This window comes from Bacillus cereus group sp. BfR-BA-01311, from assembly GCF_022664295.1.
Taxonomy (GTDB): domain Bacteria; phylum Bacillota; class Bacilli; order Bacillales; family Bacillaceae_G; genus Bacillus_A; species Bacillus_A cereus.
Genome location: NZ_JAKUHC010000001.1, coordinates 567,324 through 584,844, shown reverse-complemented (window position 1 = coordinate 584,844; position 17,521 = coordinate 567,324). Strand labels below are relative to the sequence as shown.

Below are 17,521 nucleotides of genomic sequence, written 5' to 3'. Positions count from 1 at the left end.
AAATAGTTCTTAAAAAAGAACAACTTATCCTACGATAAGTTGTTCTACTTTCCATGCTGTATCTTTCCAATTTCTAAAATAATTTCTTCATCTTTTTTCCCCTCTGTATCAATTCCAAGTTGCTTAGCGTGCTCAATTAATAAATCATGACGCTTCTCAAACCTAGCGGTATTTACTTCTTTCGTAACCTCTTCTTTTGTTTTCCCCTCAGTAGAAACTCCTAGTTTTTCTGCTGCTTTTTCCATTGATTTCTTCTCTTCTATTTCTTTTACTTTCTTCACTTCTGACTGTTGTATTTGCTTTTGTTTCAACTGCTCTGATTCAGCCGCAAAAACTGTGTAAATTCCAGCACTTCCTCCAATAACTAATAAAGTGGTAAAAAGAATTATTTTTTTCTTCACTCTTTCCTCCCCCTTTCAAATTCATTATAACGTACATTTTTACAGCGTTAAAAACAATTATCCTTTATTTCCCTAAAAAAACATTTAATATTTTTATTGACATGTAAGATGAAAATATGATAAAAATTTAACTAACATCATATGAATCGGCGTTGATAGGATTTAGTAGTATTTCGATTTCTGATTTCAGAGAGCTGGTGGTCGGTGCGAACCAGTACAGAGCGAATTATGAATTACCCCCTGGAGCTTCTTTTACGAAACGTGAGGAGTAGTGAAAGACGGTTATAGACCGTTATGTCTAAAGAGTGGTGAAACGACACTGTTTCACAATTTAGGGTGGTACCGCGAATTTTTCGTCCCTGCATATATTGCAGGGGCGTTTTTTATTTTATAAGCGCATATCATATGACCCTTTATTTTGTGACGCATTCATTTCACAAGCTAGGGTGGTACCGCGATTTCTTCGTCCCTGCATAATTATATGCAGGGACGTTTTTTTATCCAATCATTTCCGTATCATATAGAAGGACTAACAATTACCGGTAATTTGTCACAAAATTCTAAATTTTAGAAGGAAATATACAATATTGGCGAATTTTATATAAAAAAGAGCTATTTTACATTACTTAGGAGGGGAAAACAATGGTTTCAAAAATTGAGTCTGTTCTTTTAACAATTTTTATCTTTTTCTGTATTGGTTTTAGTGTTATTCAATTAGAAGTTTCACCACACATCCCAATTTTATTTGGTATCGTTCTTTTATTAGCATTTGGATTCCTGAAGAAAATCTCTTGGTCTACTATGGAGAAAGGGATGATCAGTAGTATTTCAGCTGGTATTCCATCTATATTTATTTTCTTACTTGTAGGCGTATTAATTAGCGTTTGGATCGCAGCTGGAACTATTCCCACTTTAATGGTATACGGCTTCCAACTTGTATCTCCAAAAATTTTCGTTCCAACTGTTTTTGTTGTTTGTGCAATTGTTGGAACGAGTATCGGTAGTGCTTTTACAACTGCTGCAACTGTAGGACTTGCCTTTATGGGAATGGGTACTGCCCTTGGATACGATCCAGCTCTTATTGCTGGTGCAATTATTTCTGGTGCATTCTTCGGAGATAAAATGTCTCCTTTATCTGATACAACAAACTTAGCGCCTGCTGTAACAGGTGTAGATTTATTTGAACATATTCGTAACATGCTTTGGACAACAGTGCCAGCTTTCATTATTGCTTTTATCGCATTTTTCATTTTAGGAAGCGGATCTGGTGGAAACGTTGATTTCTCAGCATTTATTAACACACTAGAAAAAAATGCAACGATTTCTATCGTTACACTGATTCCTATTTTATTACTGTTCCTATTCGCATTTAAAAAGGTACCCGCAGTTCCAACATTACTTGCAGGAATTGTGGTAGGGATTATTATTCTCTTTATTTTTAAACCTAGCACTTCTTTAGCTGATTTAATAAAAATTATGCAAGACGGTTACGTTTCTAAAACTGGTATCAAAGACATTGACAGCTTATTATCTCGCGGTGGCCTGCAAAGTATGATGATGTCAATTGCTCTTATTTTCCTAGCTCTTTGTATGGGAGGATTATTACAAGGAATGGGTATTATAGCGCAGCTGATGAATATTATCTCTAGCTTCGTAAAAACTAGTACACGCTTAATTATTTCTACTGCTTCAACTGCAATTGGTGTAAACTTCTTACTTGGTGAGCAGTACTTATCCATCGTTTTAACAGGACAAGCATTTGCTAATAAATACGATGAAGTCGGTTTAGAACGTCGTAATTTATCACGAGTATTAGAAGATGCTGGTACAGTAATTAATCCACTCGTACCATGGGGTGTAAGTGGCGTATTCTTAACAAACGTTCTTAGCGTTCCAACATTCGATTACCTGCCATACGCAATCTTCTGTTTAGCATGTCCAGTCGTAACCATTATTGTCGGTTTTACTGGATTCGGTCTTTCATGGAAAAAAGAAAAAGCAGTACCAGTTTCATAATATAACAAAAAGGATTACCAAATCGGTAATCCTTTTTATATTTCTTGACTATCTATTCGCTTTCTTTCTTCTAAATAACAGAAGTAATCCCGCTCCAACAAACGCAAGACCAGCTCCAATTGTAGAAGCAATACTTGCACCTGTTTTCGGTAAATCACGTTCATCTTTTTCAGCTTCTTTATTTTCACTTACAGTTGTTGTTGTTTCTTTTGTATTTTGATCATCTGTTGTAGTTTGTCCAGATCCAGTATTGTTTCCATCTTGCTTTGGTTCATTTCCATTATTACCTTCTTCTGTTGGTGGTATTGAGTTTTCTCCATTACCTGTTGGCGGTGTCGTCGGATTTTCTCCATCACCTTTCGGCGGTGTCGTTGGATTTCCTTCACCAGTTTCTTTATCATCATTCTTCTTCGTTATATCAATTGCATATTTAGCAAATTCATTTTCAGATGGTCCAACATATGAAATCTTTCCATCTTTCTTTATATACTTTTGTGCATTTGGTGAAGAATCAAATGTTGTATTTAATTTATCTGCAACAATTGGTTTAAACGCCCAGTTTTGATCAGCTGCTGGATCAATATCTTTTATTTTTTGCATATACTTCACAATAATTTGACGTGTTTCATCTTGTGATTGGTATACAACTTCCCCTTTACTTACACCTGGGAACGTTTGGCTACTTCCACGATAGTTATTTGTAGCGACGATGAACTCTTGCTTGTCAGCTACTGGCTTCCCTTCATATGTCATATTTACAATACGATTAGCATTTGCATTTACAACTTTTCCATCTTTATCGTATTTCGCCGGTTGTGTTACATCAATTTCGTATTTTAAGCCATCTAAAATATCGAAGTTATATGTAGGATAGCCTATATTTACTAACGGCTGTTCTTCTGTTTTCTTTGGATCAATTTGATTAAACTGACCTGCAGACATTTCAAGCCATTCTTTCACTTGTGCCCCATTTACTTTTACAGCATATAACGTGTTTGGATACACGTATAAATCTGCAACGTTTTTAATTGCTAACGTTCCAGCTGGAATATCCGTATAATATGTAGCACCGTTTCGGCCACCTGCTTTAAATGGTGCTCCTGCAGATAAAACTGGAATATCTTTAATCTTTTCGTATTCTGGTTTTTCTAGTTCTTGTTCTACATACCATTTTTGCGCATTTGTCACAATTTGTACGGAAGGATCATCTTGTACTAATGAAAAATAACTATTAATTGGTGCTTTCGTTTTACCTACATGTGTATTTACATATTCGATTGTCTTTTCATGTTCATCTTTAATTTCATTAACTAATTTTTGATCAGATTCTACTAACGGATTACCTTTACTATCAGCAATCGGACGAAGTTGCGGCTTAGACTGATCTTTTTGCACTTCCCATTTTCCGTTTACCTTTTTCAATTGCATATCAATAATACCTAAGTTACTACCAAAAACACCGGGCATTACAACTGGAACACCATTAAATACATCCTTCACTTCAGTATGTGAATGTCCCATTAATACTGCATTTACGCCAGGAACTTCTGTCGCTAAATAAAACGATGAATTTTCCATTCCTTCGTTGTATCCACTCTTATCAACACCTGAATGCGCTAGTGCAACTATAATATCCGCACCTTGCGCCTTCATTTCCGGAACTAATTTTTTCGCTGTTTGCACAATATCTTTTGCTTTTACTTTTCCTTCTAAATTCGCTTTATCCCAATTCATAATTTGTGGTGGAACAAATCCCATTACACCAATTTTCACTATTTGTTTTTGGCCTGCTTCATCCACTACTTCTTTCTCTAAAATATGATATGGTCTATCAAAGTAATGCTCGTCATTCTCATCATTACCATCATGGTCATCTCTGTAGACATTCGAGTTAATAACCGGAATTTTTGTTTTACTAGTCACTTCCTTTAAATAATCTAAACCGTAGTTAAATTCATGATTCCCAAGAGAGATGACGTCATACTTCATTAAATTCATTACACGATATAATGGATGTGTATAACTAGGATCCACACGATTCTTCGGATCTTTTATTTTATTCGCTACATAATCTCCAAGCGGTGTCCCTTGTAATGCATCCCCATCATCAAATAGGACAGAGTTTTTCACTTCTTCACGTGCTTTATTAACGAGTGTGGCCGTTTGTACAAGACCTACTTTATTATCTGTTTTCGTTTGATAATAATCGTAATTCATTAAGTTAACGTGAATATCTGATGTTTCTAGAATTCGTAAGTTAACTGTACTCTCCCCAGTGTTCTCATCTGCATGAGCTGTTGCTGGCATTACTTGCGGTGCCATTACACCAATCGCAAGAGTTGCTCCAGCTAGCATTTTTTTTGACTTTTTCACAAAAAATCCCCCTTATACAATTACCAGAAATAATGAAATGAATCCCTATCTGTCTCTAACCACATACCTTTTTTCTTCTATTAGAGACACAATTTTCATTTCACCCTGCGCTAACGAGTAGTCCCCTTAAACGCCCGATTGATGAAGACTATTAATTAAAAGGAAATAAAGCTCCCACTAATTAAAGTTTCACCTTATCTGACATTATCATATATAAAGTTCTTTCCTATCGTCAATATTTTTTGACAAACTTCAACAAATTTTCTGTAAAGTTATTATAAACTTTTCATAAACATATAATATGCCCTTACATTGCTAATACTGCTGAATATGATACAATTACCAATTACAAGGAGGATGAATTTATGAAAAAAGTCATCTTAACAATTGTTTGTCTCCTCCTTCTGATCATTTCTTATTCTTATTTTGAAAAGAACGACGAGACAAAACAAAATGAACCCGAAGAAAAAACAGAAAAAACATCTACTCCAAGTTGGATTGATAAGCAAACAAACGATTCCTTTTATCATCTCGTACTAGGTGATTCGCTCGCCAAAGGATATGGATCAACACAAGGTGGATTTGCTGAATTAGCCTCTAAACAAATAGAAGCACAAATTCATAAACCAATTACGGTAGAAAACCTCGGGATAAACGGTCTTACAACAGATCGTCTCGCTAAAAAAGTTCAATCAGAAGATGTAAAGCAAAAAATTAGAGCAGCAAATATCATTACAATTAATATTGGGGGAAATAATTTATTTCGCTTAAATCGTGATGTTGGTGTTATAGATGGTATAAAAATGTTAAATAAAGAAAAAGCTCATTTTGAAGCGGATGTAAAAAGTATTGTAAAGACAGTTCGAGATCAAAATCCGGACGCTTTACTCATTCTCTCAGAACTCTATAACCCGTTACAACTCGATGACTCCATCGCAAGTTATGCAGATATGTTTTTAGACGGCTGGAATGAATCCGTTTATTCCATTGCAAAAGTGAATCAACCATCTATCGTTTTGCCAATTCGTAAATTAATATCGAATGATAAAAAAGAATTGCTCTTTGACCAAGTACACCCAAATGATAAAGGCTATACGATTATTGCCGATTCATTTACAAAAAAAGTATTGGCCTACAAATATTAAAATTCCCATGAAACAATTCTATTTTTATAACATGTCTTTTTTGTTACAATGATAGTGGAAGGGGGCCTTTATATGGAATCACGCGAGTGGGAACGTATTGTTGATCATCTTCTTTCGCTAGTGCCTCTTTTTTATCGCAAATTTATGCTTCCTGGAGAATTTTCTTCTCAAAGACATATGCCGCCATCACATACACAAGTATTACTGCTTTTGCATGAAAACGGCACATTAGCAGTTTCCGAAATCGGCAAGCGGCTAGCGATTTCACGGCCTAACATGACACCTCTATTAAACAAACTTATTCAAGAAGAACTAATAGAGCGTCATTATAGCGAAAAAGATCGACGGGTCATTTTAATTTCCCTAACAGCTGAAGGGAAATTATTAGTAAATCAGTATCAGCAATTCATTTTAGACAAACTAAAAGAAAATTTCCAAACATTATCTGAGGAAGAGCGCGAAAAGCTCATTCATTCTCTTCAAACCATTCAAAATTTAATTTTGAAAACAAACGTATAAAGCTGCTTCTAAATAGAAGCAGCTTTATGATTCGTAATAGTTACCATAGTACACATTGGAATATGGCCATGTTGTTAAATATGGTTTTTTTTCCTGTGTAGGCTGTTGTTGTGGTAATTGTGGTATTTGTGATAATTGCTGTAATTGTTGTTGCCGATATAATTCGTATTGTCTACTCGTATCATAAACCGGATAATAATTTACATATGGATATACTTGAGGTACGTAATAATAATACATTATCCTCTCCTCCTTTTTCTTAAACATATTCAAAGGAGAAAATGGATGTGACATTGTTTATAATTGTACAAGTGGTTCTCTCACTCGTTTCTTCCTTTTCTTCAAGCGTAACTTACGGTTCTTTTCGTATAAATAATGCACAACGAAATACGAAATGAGACCAAACACAACTCCTAAAATCGTCATTCCAATTAATACATACACTTCACTTTGTAATAAGCTCTTTAATATCGTAAAAATGTGACTTGAAAACAAGTCCGATATCGTAAATGGTTCATGATGAATTTTCTGTACATGAAATGGATAAATCATTTTTCCTAGCGCATACGCAAGCGGAAATAAAAATACTGGGAGAAACGATATTTTCCCAATAATATTGCCAATAACTGCCGCAGGAAAAGATCCCTTTGCTAACCTGACGATTGGATAAAATATTACATATACGAGCGATGCCGTATAAATGACTAACATTTCTAAGCCGAATCCTATAGCAAACCCTAACGATACTTTCTTTGCGCCTTCTGGCGATCGAAGCAACTTATAATATTGAAACTTTAATATTCTCCACATCCGCTGAAAAAACGAATATGTTTTCTTAGTTGTTTTCACCCTCATCATCTCTTTAACTATATTTTTATATGTAGTATGTCCTTACACACTCTGAAAAACAAATTTAGTTTTCTCTTTTATTATAAATGATATCGAAATGGTTAACTAAATATACATATGACATTTTAATATAAAAAAACCTCCCTTTTAGGAAGGCTCTTCTACATTTTTAAATAAACTCACTAATAACGCTTTTTGAGCATGCAATCGATTACCAGCTTGCTCAAAGACAATAGACTGCGGTCCATCTATAATTTCTCCTGTTACTTCTTCTTCACGATGGGCAGGTAAACAGTGTAAGAAACGATATGTTTGCTTCGCATGCTTAGCAAGTTCGTTATTGATTTGGTATGGCTGAAATAAAGTATATTTCTCTTCTTCGCCCTCTTGCCCCATGCTCATCCAAACGTCAGTATAAATGAAATCAGCTTCATTCACTGCTAATTCAGGATCATGCAAAACTTCAATTTCAGCTCCTGTTTCCTTGGCAATCGCTAACGCTTTTTTTACAATCTCTTCATTAGGTTCATATCCTACAGGCGTTGCAACAGTCATATGCATTCCGACTTTTGCACTCGCTAGCAACAATGAATGACATACATTATTTCCGTCACCTACGTAAGCCAATTTTATTCCTTTAAATGTATTTGTTTCTTCATATATCGTCATGAGGTCTGCCAATGCTTGACAAGGATGATGATCATCCGTTAAACCGTTAATAACAGGAATACTTGATTCTTTTGCAAGCTCTTCTACATCCGCGTGCGAGAATGTACGTATCATAATCCCGTCAATATACTGCGATAATACTTTCGCAGTATCTGAAACAGTTTCTCCTCTTCCCATTTGCATCTCTTTTCCACTTAAAAACATACCATGTCCCCCGAGTTGTACCATTCCCGCTTCAAAAGATACACGAGTACGAGTTGAATGCTTATCAAAAATAAGCCCTAATATTTTGCCTTGTAATAAAGGCTCTTGCTTATTCTTTTTTAAATATATAGCGAACTCAATTAAAGAAATAATTTCTTCTTTCGTTAATTCTTCTAGTGTTAAAAGATCTTTCGTATTTAATTTCGGTACTTGTACAGTTGACATGAAACTTCCCCCTTATATGATTGATACGTTTTTTGTACAAACTACTTTTTTTATTATATATACTGCCTGTTCTAACTCTTCATTCGTGACAATGAGTGGCGGTAATAGTCTTATAACATTAGGGCCTGCTTGTAATACGAGAAGCCCTTCGTTTTCTAGTTGTTCTATAAAACTTGCAACTTCATGCTTACACTCAATCCCAATCATAAGCCCCTTACCACGTATATTTTGAATACATTCGACATGCTGTAATTCCTCTTGCAACTTCTCTAATACGTACTCGCCCTTTTCTTGTACTTCTTTTAAAAACGATGGTTTTTTACTCACTTGCAATACTTCTTTCGCTGCAGCCATCGCGATGTAATTCCCGCCAAAAGTTGAACCGTGTGATCCTGCAGTAAACGACGTTCCGAGCTCTTTCCGGCCAATCATCGCTCCGACAGGAACCCCATTCCCAAGTGCCTTTGCAACGGTAACGATATCAGGCTCTATTCGCACTTGTTCATAAGCGAATAGTGTTCCAGTTCTTCCTATCCCCGTTTGTACTTCGTCTATAATAAATAAGGAACCGAACTTATTACATAATGTTTCAATCTCTTTCAAAAAAGATAGATCGGCAGGTATTACTCCTCCCTCTCCTTGAACAACTTCTACCATTACCGCCGCAACTTCTTCATTCATTACTTCCTCTAATGCTTTAATATCATTAAAAGGGATATGTAAAAAAGATGGAAGTAATGGACCAAATCCTTCTTTTACCTTATCTTGGCCTGTTGCACTCATCGTTCCAAATGTTCTACCGTGAAAAGACTGCTGGCATGTTACGACGAGAGATTTTCCAGTATGCTTACGTGCTAACTTTAAAGCCGCTTCATTTGCCTCTGCCCCACTATTACAGAAAAACACATAATCTAATGCTCTATTTTCTGTTAATAATGACGCAACTTCTTCTTGTAAGCTGTTTGTAAACAGGTTAGATATATGCCATATATCATCAAGTTGATCTTGTACACCTTTGAGAACAGTAGGGTGACAATGTCCTAAATTACATACGCCAATTCCTGATGTGAAATCTAAATATTCCTTACCGTTATTATCAATAACTTTCGTTCCAGTTCCCTTTACAAACTCAATAGTTCTTCTGCCATACGTTTGAAAAAGATGACTCGTCATGCAATACTCACGCCTTTCGTTACCGTCGTTCCAATACACTCTCCCGTAACCTCAGTAAAATCTTTTGTACCATTCACAATACTTATCTTTTGCACTCCCATTTTTAATGATGCTAGTGCCGCTTGTACTTTCGGAATCATCCCACCTGTAATAACACCTGTTTCTATAAAAGTAGCAATTTCAGATTCATCCGTTTCCTTTACCAAATTCCCTTCATGTAATATTCCATCTACATCCGTAATAAAAATCAGCTCTTTTGCCCCTAACGCGGCCGCAATCCCAGCTGCAGCATTGTCCGCATTTATGTTATAAATTTCATTACCATTTACCCCGATTGGAGCAATAACAGGAATATACCCCATATTTATTAATCCTTTTAATAAGGCTGTTTCTACATAACTTACTTCTCCCACATATCCTATCTCCTCGCTGACAGGTTGAACTTGAAGTAAATTGCCGTCACACCCTGAACAACCTACAGCAAGTAAATTATGCTTTTGTAAATTCATTACGAATTTTTTATTCGTACTTCCGCATAGCACCATTTGAACAACATCCATAACTTCTTTTGGTGTTATCCGTAATCCATCTCTTTTTTCTACGTTGATGTTACAATCTTTTAATTTGGCATCAATTTCTGGTCCACCACCATGAACAATCACTACTTTATACTTCTGTTGCAATTTCTTTATACATTCAAAAAACACATCATTTAATTGATTCAACATACTACCGCCGCATTTCACTACAATATAATCGCTCATCTTCTCTCTCCTTATGTACGATAACAAGCATTTATTTTCACATATTCATAGCTTAAGTCACAGCCCCAAGCTGATCCTGTCTCTTCACCTAAGTGTAAGTACACATTAATGACTATTTCATCTTCTTGTAATCTCTCTTTCATTTCTTCTTCAGAAAATATTTGAGGCTCACTATTTTTTAATACCGATATAGATTGAAGAGTAATGTCAATTGTGTTCGGATTAATAACTACTTCACTTTGTCCAATACTGCTAATAATTCGCCCCCAGTTTGGGTCTTCACCATGTATTGCTGTTTTCACAAGACTCGAACCGACTATTTGCTTTGCAATTTTTTTTGCCTCTTCATTCGTTTGAGCTCCTAGCACATTGACTTCTATTAACTTCGTAGCGCCTTCACCATCTTGCGCAATTTTTTTTGCTAAATCTTCACATACCTTCTGTAAAGTACATACGAAAGTTTCCCAATCTGTATGTTCCATATTTATCGGGCTTGTTTCTGATAATCCACTTGCCATAACGATGACCATATCATTCGTAGAAGTATCTCCATCTACCGTAATTTGATTAAATGTATGATTCGTAATTTGGGATAATGCTGTTTGCAATACGTCATGCTCTATATGAGCATCTGTCGTAATAAAACTAAGCATCGTTGCCATATTCGGATGAATCATCCCTGAACCCTTTGCAACACCCGCAATCGCCACTTTCTTCCCATCAATAATCATTTCATAGCAAGTTTCTTTCGTGATAAGATCCGTCGTTAAAATTGCTTCAGAAAAAGAATACGCTCCACTTTTTTCCTTCGTCGGTATAAGAGTTGCAATCCCCTTTCGGATTATATCCATCGGCAGTGGAACACCAATTACACCTGTTGAAGCTACTGCAACGTAATTTTCTTTCACTCCAAAATGTTCCGCCCCTAACGCGCGCATCTCGTATGCGTCTTGTAATCCTTGCATTCCAGTACAAGCATTTGCATTTCCACTATTAACGATAATTGCTTGTAACTTCCCTTCTGCCGTTATACTATCCTTCGTTACTTGCAAAGGGGCTGCTTGTATTTGATTCGTTGTATACACAGCGGCACATGATGCTGGTACGTCACAAACGATTGCCCCTAAATCCTTTTTCTCCTTTTTCAGACCATTTACAGTACCAATTGCCGAAAAGCCTTTAGGCGTTACAATTGAACCATTTTCTAATTTTGTAATAGACGCTACTTTAATCATCATGTCCCCCTTATAGATAAAGCGGCATATGTTGTAAACCTGTTGTCTCTTCTAGTCCCGCTATTATGTTTGCATTTTGAATCGCTTGCCCAGCCGCGCCTTTCATCATATTGTCTATAACAGAAACGACCGTAACTCTTTCAGTTCTTTCATCGTAAGCTATGCCAATATCACAATAATTTGAGCCTCTCACTTCTTTTGGACTTGGAAATTTCCCTTGCGTACAAATTCGGATGAAAGGCGATTGTTCATACGTTTCTTCATACAATTTTTGAAGTTGCTTTATTTCCATCTTTTGTTTTACTTTTGCATAAAGTGTAATCATAATTCCTCGTGATATCGGTATTAAATGTGTGCTAAATGTAATTGGCTGTGATCCATTATTCCATTCTGTAAGCATTTGCTCAATCTCTGGAACGTGCTGATGCTCATTCACTTTATAAATGTGCAAGTTATCATATAGCTCAGGAAAGTGAGTCATTGTTGTTGGTGTTTTACCTGCTCCTGATACCCCTGATTTCGCATCAATAATAATCGAATCTTCTTCAATCATGCTACTACGTATTAACGGCGCTATCGCTAGCAATGTGGCTGTAGCAAAACATCCTGGGTTTGCAATTAAATTTGCTTTTTGAATCTCAGTCCTTTTCCATTCACTTAACCCATACACTGCTTTTCTAAGAATTTCTTCTTTCGCTGCTGGCCTTTTATACCACAGTTCATATGACGAAGGATCTATCATACGAAAGTCTCCAGATAGGTCAATTACTTTTAAACCTTCTGCTACTAACTTGGGCGTTAACTCCGCCGATACTCCTGCTGGGGTTGCTAGAAATACGATTTCTGCTTCTTTCCCTATTGTCTTCACATCAATTTCTTGTAACGTATGAACGAGAACATTTCGAAGATGCGGATATACATTTGTTATACACTCACCAACTTGCGAAAAAGAATGAAGAGATGCTATCGAAAAATATGGATGTTGTTCTAATAAACGAATTAATTCAATGCCCCCATATCCAGTGGCTCCAATAATTGCGACTTTCATAAGTTCCTCCTCAAATCGATTCTTTAAATTAAGTATGATTATAATATTGTATATTTATAGAGTCAATTAAATATTTATAAATTTTTAAATCTAAAAAAACTTAATTTTATTAGAAAAACAATATACTCAACCGAATTTTTATACAAAAATAGTGCATAGTAGTTTTTTTATTTCACTTCAAGTACAATAAAACAATACATACGTACATACAGGCGGGAAAAAATATGAACGAAAAATTAATTGAGAAAATGATTATAAAAAGTTTTCAGCAATATCAATGCAGTCCAATATCAAAAGAAGATCAGGAAATGCTAGTGAAACATATTCAAACGGTGACTCATTCAAATATTGAAATTGATTTATACGAGGAGATTGAGGATATTGTTTATGATTATGTGACTGGAAAACAATAAAAAATAGGAGATTTCCATGTGGAAATCTCCTATTTTTTACTTAATGATTTACCTGCTACACGTTCAAATAAACCTGGGAATAAAGCATAAAGTTTGGGACCAATTCCCATCCACTTCGGTAAGTTTACTTCACGTTTTTTCGTGTGCATCGACTTTACGATTTGTTCTGCTACGTATGTTGGTTTTAACATGTAACGTCCCATATTCTTTACATATGTACCAGATTGATCCGCTATTTCAAAAAAGTTTGTATCTATCGGACCTGGATTAATTGCTGTAACATAAATATCTGTATTCGCTAATTCCATGCGTAAACTATTCGTAAATCCTAATACAGCATGTTTCGTTGCTGCATACGCACTTGATTTCGGAGTTGCAATTTTTCCGGCAAGTGAAGCAATATTAATAATATGTCCTTCGTTCTTGTTTACCATATAAGGTAGTACCGCTTTCGTACATGCTACTAATCCAAATACATTTACTTGGAACATATCTTTTACTTCACCCATTGACGCATCTTCAAACGTTTTAAAAATACCAAATCCCGCATTGTTTACTAATATATCAATACGTCCCACTTCTTGTAATACCTTTGAAAAAACAGACTGTACTTCCATCTCTTCACTTACATCTAATACATAATAATAGCAAGGCGTATTATAAGTTTCTTTAATTTTGTCTACTAACACTTGTAGTTTCTCTTCTGTTCGAGCCATTAATACTGGCGTCGCTCCCTGTGCTGCAACTTGCATTGCAACTTGCTCACCAATCCCACTAGAAGCACCTGTAATGACGATTACTTTATTTTGTAAACGTCCTGTCATTGCTGTCACCTACTTTGCATAATAAATCAATTGTTGCGATGACTCATCAATCATCACTTGTTGATTATATGCTAAATAGTCCAATTGTCCAACCGTTTCTGAAATAGTAAGTGGTAATTGTTCTTTATATAATACCGGAAATAGTTTTACACATACTTCAAATGCTGTCATTGGTTTTTCCTTTAATAACTCAAGCACTTTAAAAGCACGTGTTTCTTGCTTTTGTAATCTCGTTTCAATAAGTTGTTTCACATTTAGAACATCTTCCCCATGCCCTGATAAAATGCGTGAAATATTCATTTCGCTTAAACGCTGTAATGTTTGATTATATTGTAGTAATGGGCGTGCCCGCTCTGTTTGCCCTTCATATGGCGGTTCTAGTATTGGATTCGAAGAAATATGACTAATGAGAGCATCTCCACCAATTAATATTCCATCAGATTCTCTATATAAAGAAATATGAGTAGAAGCATGACCTGGTGTTTCAAGTACTGTAAATCCAGGCAAAGAATCAATACGATCTCCTTCTCTCACAGTATGCGTTAACGATCTATTACAAGAATATTTAAGTGTCCTCGTCGTCAATAACGACTCGTCTTTCAAAAATGCTGCTGGCACACCAAACTGTAAGGCCGTCTCTCTAAAAAATTCATGATACCGCTTTAAAAATTCTGGATTTTGTGTAATCCAAGGCTCATTCCAAGGATGTCCAATAATATTCGTCTTCTCAGAAAATATATTTAAAAGTCCACAATGATCTGCATGATGATGCGTAATGACTACTGTTTCAATATCTTCTATCGTATGTCCTAATGCACCTAATTGACTTTCTAACGCATTCCTTGACTCTTCTGTATTCGTCCCTGTATCAATTAATGTTAATGTCTCCCCCTCAACTAAAAACACATTCACAGTTTCCACTGCAAATGGTACAGGAATCTCCATTCGGTGAATCGCCGTCATGCTTAGCCCCCCCTGTCTCTTTCCGGTTCAAAAATGAATACTTCTTCAGTTTACAACTTCTATATATATTTGTCATTATTTTCAGATAAAAAGAGGTGTTTCCTATAAAAAAACGAATGTATGTACATTTATAAGAATTTCTAACCAAAATTAAAGGAGGAACATCATGTCTATTCAAAACATTTCCTTTCTCGGTGCAGGCTCTATTGCCGAAGCTATTATTGGTGGCTTGTTACATGCAAATGTCGTTAAAGGTGAACAAATTACTGTAAGTAATCATTCTAACGAGACAAGATTACAAGAGCTACATAAAAAATACGGTGTCAAAGGTACTCATAATAAAAAAGAATTACTTACTGATGCAAATATTCTTTTTCTAGCAATGAAACCAAAGGATGTTGCAGAGGCGCTTACCCCTTTTAAAGAATACATAAATAATAACGTGCTTATTATTTCATTACTAGCAGGTGTTTCTACTGACTCAATTAGAAAACTACTTCAAAAAGACGTTCCAATTATTCGTGCAATGCCAAATACATCCGCAGCCATTTTAAAATCAGCTACCGCTATCTCCCCTTCAAAACATGCAACAGCGGAGCATATTCGCACTGCAACATCTTTATTTGAAACGATTGGTCTCGTCTCTGTTGTAGAGGAAGAAGATATGCATGCTGTCACTGCATTATCCGGAAGTGGACCTGCTTATATTTATTACGTAGTGGAAGCTATGGAAGAAGCTGCAAAAAAAATCGGTTTAAAAGAAGATGTTGCAAAATCACTTATTCTTCAAACGATGATTGGTGCTGCTGAAATGCTAAAAGCAAGTGACAAACACCCTTCTATTTTGAGAAAGGAAATTACTTCTCCTGGTGGAACTACCGAAGCAGGTATTGAAGTATTACAAGAACATAAATTTCAACAAGCACTTATTTCTTGTATTACACAGGCAACGAAACGATCACATAATCTTGGAAAAACATTAGAACAACTAACAAAAGAAAAATAGAAAAAGGAGCTCAAGTTTATTTGAGCTCCTTTTTCTATAATTACACTTAGTTATTGTTCTTCCCAAAAATCTCTTCTTGCAGGCGACGACCAGTCGGCGTTGCTGCAAGTCCACCTTCTGCTGTTTCACGAAGTGCTACTGGCATCGTTTGTCCGATTCTAAACATTGCCTCAATTACTTCATCACATGGAATTGTACTCGTTACACCAGCTAATGCTAAATCTGCTGAAATCATCGCATTCGCAGCTCCTGCTGCATTACGTTTTACACAAGGTACTTCTACAAGTCCTGCAACAGGATCACACACTAAACCAAGCATGTTCTTTAATGAAATTGCCATCGCTGTAGCTGCTTGATCTTGTGTTCCACCAGCCATCTCAACTGCGGCTGCAGCCGCCATTCCACTTGCTGAACCAACTTCAGCTTGGCATCCTCCCGCTGCACCAGAAATACAAGCGTTATTCGCAACAACCATACCGAAAGCTCCTGCTGTAAATAAGAATTCAATCATTTCTTCACGTGTAGGCTGCAATTTTTCTCTTAGTGCAAATAGTACACCTGGCACTGTTCCAGCAGAACCTGCTGTTGGTGTTGCACAAATAATTCCCATCGCTGCGTTTACTTCATTTGTTGCAACAGCTTTGCTTACTGCATCCAAAATCGTATCTCCAGATAAGCCTTTTCCGCTCTTCATATACGCTTGAACTTTTACAGCATCTCCACCAGTTAAACCAGTTGGTGATTTCACGCCGCGAATACCACGTTCTACTGCTTGCTCCATCACGACTAAGTTCTTTTCCATACCAGCAATTACTTCTTCACGTGAAATACTTCTTGTTTCCATTTCACATTGAATCATAATTTCTGCGATTTTTACATTTTGTTCTTTAGCTTGCGCCACTAGTTCCGCTGCGTTCCGAAACATGGTGTGTCCCCCCTGCAATTATTCCATAATAGTTACTTGACAAATATTTTGTTGCGCTTTTATTTCTTCAATTACTTCATCTGCTAATAATTCATCTGTTTCAATGACCATAAGCGCTCTTCTTCCTTTTTCTTTACGAGAAACACTCATTGTACTAATGTTAATCTCATGTTTCGCAAGGATTGAAGCTACCGCTGCAATAGCACCGAAGCGATCGTTATTTACAATAAGTAGTGCTGGGCTCGTGCCTGATAATTGAAGATCGAATCCGTTTAATTCTACAACTTCAATTTTACCGCCACCAATTGAGCAAGCAACAACTTCAATTTCATCTTCACCTTTATACAAACGAATTCTCGCTGTATTTGGATGAGGTGCATTGGCATCTTCTTCAATGAATTCCACTTCAATTTCGCGCTCTTTTGCTATTTCTAGCGCCTCTGGAATACGTAAGTCATCTGTTTCAAATCCTAATATTCCACCGATTAGTGCTACATCCGTACCATGCCCTCGATACGTCTTTGCAAATGATCCATATAACGAAATGCTTACTCTTTCTGGTTCATGACGAAACAGCTGGCGAGCAACTTGCCCCATTCTTGCCGCGCCTGCTGTATGTGAACTTGATGGTCCAATCATAACTGGACCGATAATATCAAATACTGAGCGATACTTCATCATAACTCCCCCTAAACCTCTATGAAAAAATTTATTCTACTATTCTATTAAGCTGCTACATCTGTCGCTTTTCCAGTTGTACCACGAATTT

Annotated in this window: 18 protein-coding genes and 1 other annotated feature; of the genes, 5 read left to right on the top strand and 13 right to left on the bottom strand. The window is 36.2% G+C overall.

The features are described from left to right. Window positions 1-44: 44 nt before the first annotated feature. Complete coding sequence (locus MR136_RS03140; protein WP_000726905.1) at window positions 45-401, bottom strand: hypothetical protein; 357 nt, start codon at window positions 399-401, stop codon at window positions 45-47. A gap of 143 nt (window positions 402-544) precedes the next feature. Further along, window positions 545-765, top strand: a binding site (T-box leader). A gap of 278 nt (window positions 766-1,043) precedes the next feature. On the opposite strand from MR136_RS03140, the gene nhaC reads away from it, so the two are divergent. After that, window positions 1,044-2,417 (top strand): Na+/H+ antiporter NhaC, encoded by a 1,374-nt coding sequence (gene nhaC / locus MR136_RS03135; RefSeq protein WP_000253730.1) that lies wholly within the window; start codon window positions 1,044-1,046, stop codon window positions 2,415-2,417. A gap of 48 nt (window positions 2,418-2,465) precedes the next feature. On the opposite strand, the gene cpdB is transcribed toward nhaC, so the two are convergent. Beyond that, window positions 2,466-4,790, bottom strand: a complete 2,325-nt coding sequence (gene cpdB / locus MR136_RS03130) for a bifunctional 2',3'-cyclic-nucleotide 2'-phosphodiesterase/3'-nucleotidase (RefSeq protein WP_017673576.1) — start codon at window positions 4,788-4,790, stop codon at window positions 2,466-2,468. Between the two features lie 365 nt (window positions 4,791-5,155). Here cpdB and MR136_RS03125 point away from each other — a divergent pair, with 365 nt between their 5' ends. Together MR136_RS03125 and MR136_RS03120 are read left to right on the top strand one after the other, a co-directional pair. After that, window positions 5,156-5,935 (top strand): GDSL-type esterase/lipase family protein, encoded by a 780-nt coding sequence (locus MR136_RS03125; RefSeq protein ID WP_017673575.1) that lies wholly within the window; start codon window positions 5,156-5,158, stop codon window positions 5,933-5,935. Window positions 5,936-6,007: 72 nt separating this feature from the next. Next, entirely contained in the window at window positions 6,008-6,454 is a 447-nt protein-coding gene (locus tag MR136_RS03120) for a MarR family winged helix-turn-helix transcriptional regulator (RefSeq protein WP_000445819.1), read from the top strand. 24 nt (window positions 6,455-6,478) lie between these two features. Here the strand turns inward: MR136_RS03120 and MR136_RS03115 are convergent, their stop codons facing one another. The 7 genes from MR136_RS03115 to argC form a co-directional block, all read right to left on the bottom strand. After that, window positions 6,479-6,694, bottom strand: coding sequence for a hypothetical protein (locus MR136_RS03115; protein WP_000291956.1), 216 nt, complete (start codon window positions 6,692-6,694; stop codon window positions 6,479-6,481). A 57-nt stretch (window positions 6,695-6,751) separates the two neighbouring features. Further along, the gene (locus MR136_RS03110; RefSeq protein ID WP_002005691.1) at window positions 6,752-7,312 is read right to left on the bottom strand and encodes a DUF2062 domain-containing protein; all 561 of its coding nucleotides are present in this window, start codon (window positions 7,310-7,312) and stop codon (window positions 6,752-6,754) included. 138 nt (window positions 7,313-7,450) lie between these two features. Next, window positions 7,451-8,401, bottom strand: coding sequence for an ornithine carbamoyltransferase (argF, locus tag MR136_RS03105; protein WP_000108863.1), 951 nt, complete (start codon window positions 8,399-8,401; stop codon window positions 7,451-7,453). Between the two features lie 12 nt (window positions 8,402-8,413). Continuing rightward, a complete protein-coding gene (locus tag MR136_RS03100) occupies window positions 8,414-9,574 on the bottom strand; it encodes an acetylornithine transaminase (protein WP_000200549.1) in 1,161 nt (386 codons plus the stop codon). Next, a complete protein-coding gene (argB, locus tag MR136_RS03095; protein WP_001286796.1) occupies window positions 9,571-10,338 on the bottom strand; it encodes an acetylglutamate kinase in 768 nt (255 codons plus the stop codon). The genes MR136_RS03100 and argB overlap by 4 nt, the downstream gene beginning before the upstream one ends. An 11-nt stretch (window positions 10,339-10,349) precedes the next feature. Then, a complete protein-coding gene (gene argJ / locus MR136_RS03090; protein WP_017673572.1) occupies window positions 10,350-11,573 on the bottom strand; it encodes a bifunctional glutamate N-acetyltransferase/amino-acid acetyltransferase ArgJ in 1,224 nt (407 codons plus the stop codon). A 10-nt stretch (window positions 11,574-11,583) separates the two neighbouring features. Beyond that, window positions 11,584-12,621, bottom strand: a complete 1,038-nt coding sequence (argC, locus tag MR136_RS03085) for an N-acetyl-gamma-glutamyl-phosphate reductase (protein WP_017673571.1) — start codon at window positions 12,619-12,621, stop codon at window positions 11,584-11,586. Window positions 12,622-12,845: 224 nt separating this feature from the next. On the opposite strand from argC, the gene MR136_RS03080 reads away from it, so the two are divergent. Further along, window positions 12,846-13,034: a YqzH family protein gene (locus tag MR136_RS03080; protein ID WP_001003222.1), complete on the top strand. Its 189-nt coding sequence runs from the start codon at window positions 12,846-12,848 to the stop codon at window positions 13,032-13,034. A 29-nt stretch (window positions 13,035-13,063) separates the two neighbouring features. Here the strand turns inward: MR136_RS03080 and MR136_RS03075 are convergent, their stop codons facing one another. Beyond that, window positions 13,064-13,858: an SDR family NAD(P)-dependent oxidoreductase gene (locus MR136_RS03075; RefSeq protein ID WP_000147797.1), complete on the bottom strand. Its 795-nt coding sequence runs from the start codon at window positions 13,856-13,858 to the stop codon at window positions 13,064-13,066. A gap of 9 nt (window positions 13,859-13,867) precedes the next feature. Continuing rightward, window positions 13,868-14,821, bottom strand: a complete 954-nt coding sequence (locus MR136_RS03070; RefSeq protein ID WP_000125146.1) for an MBL fold metallo-hydrolase — start codon at window positions 14,819-14,821, stop codon at window positions 13,868-13,870. 166 nt (window positions 14,822-14,987) lie between these two features. On the opposite strand from MR136_RS03070, the gene proI reads away from it, so the two are divergent. Beyond that, entirely contained in the window at window positions 14,988-15,827 is an 840-nt protein-coding gene (gene proI / locus MR136_RS03065; protein ID WP_061457694.1) for a pyrroline-5-carboxylate reductase ProI, read from the top strand. A gap of 46 nt (window positions 15,828-15,873) precedes the next feature. On the opposite strand, the gene sdaAA is transcribed toward proI, so the two are convergent. Further along, window positions 15,874-16,752 carry an L-serine ammonia-lyase, iron-sulfur-dependent, subunit alpha gene (gene sdaAA, locus MR136_RS03060; protein WP_000489461.1) on the bottom strand — a complete coding sequence of 293 codons (879 nt, stop codon included), beginning with the start codon at window positions 16,750-16,752 and terminating at the stop codon, window positions 15,874-15,876. Between the two features lie 18 nt (window positions 16,753-16,770). Continuing rightward, window positions 16,771-17,430 (bottom strand): L-serine ammonia-lyase, iron-sulfur-dependent subunit beta, encoded by a 660-nt coding sequence (sdaAB, locus tag MR136_RS03055; protein WP_000877445.1) that lies wholly within the window; start codon window positions 17,428-17,430, stop codon window positions 16,771-16,773. Window positions 17,431-17,521 lie beyond the last annotated feature (91 nt).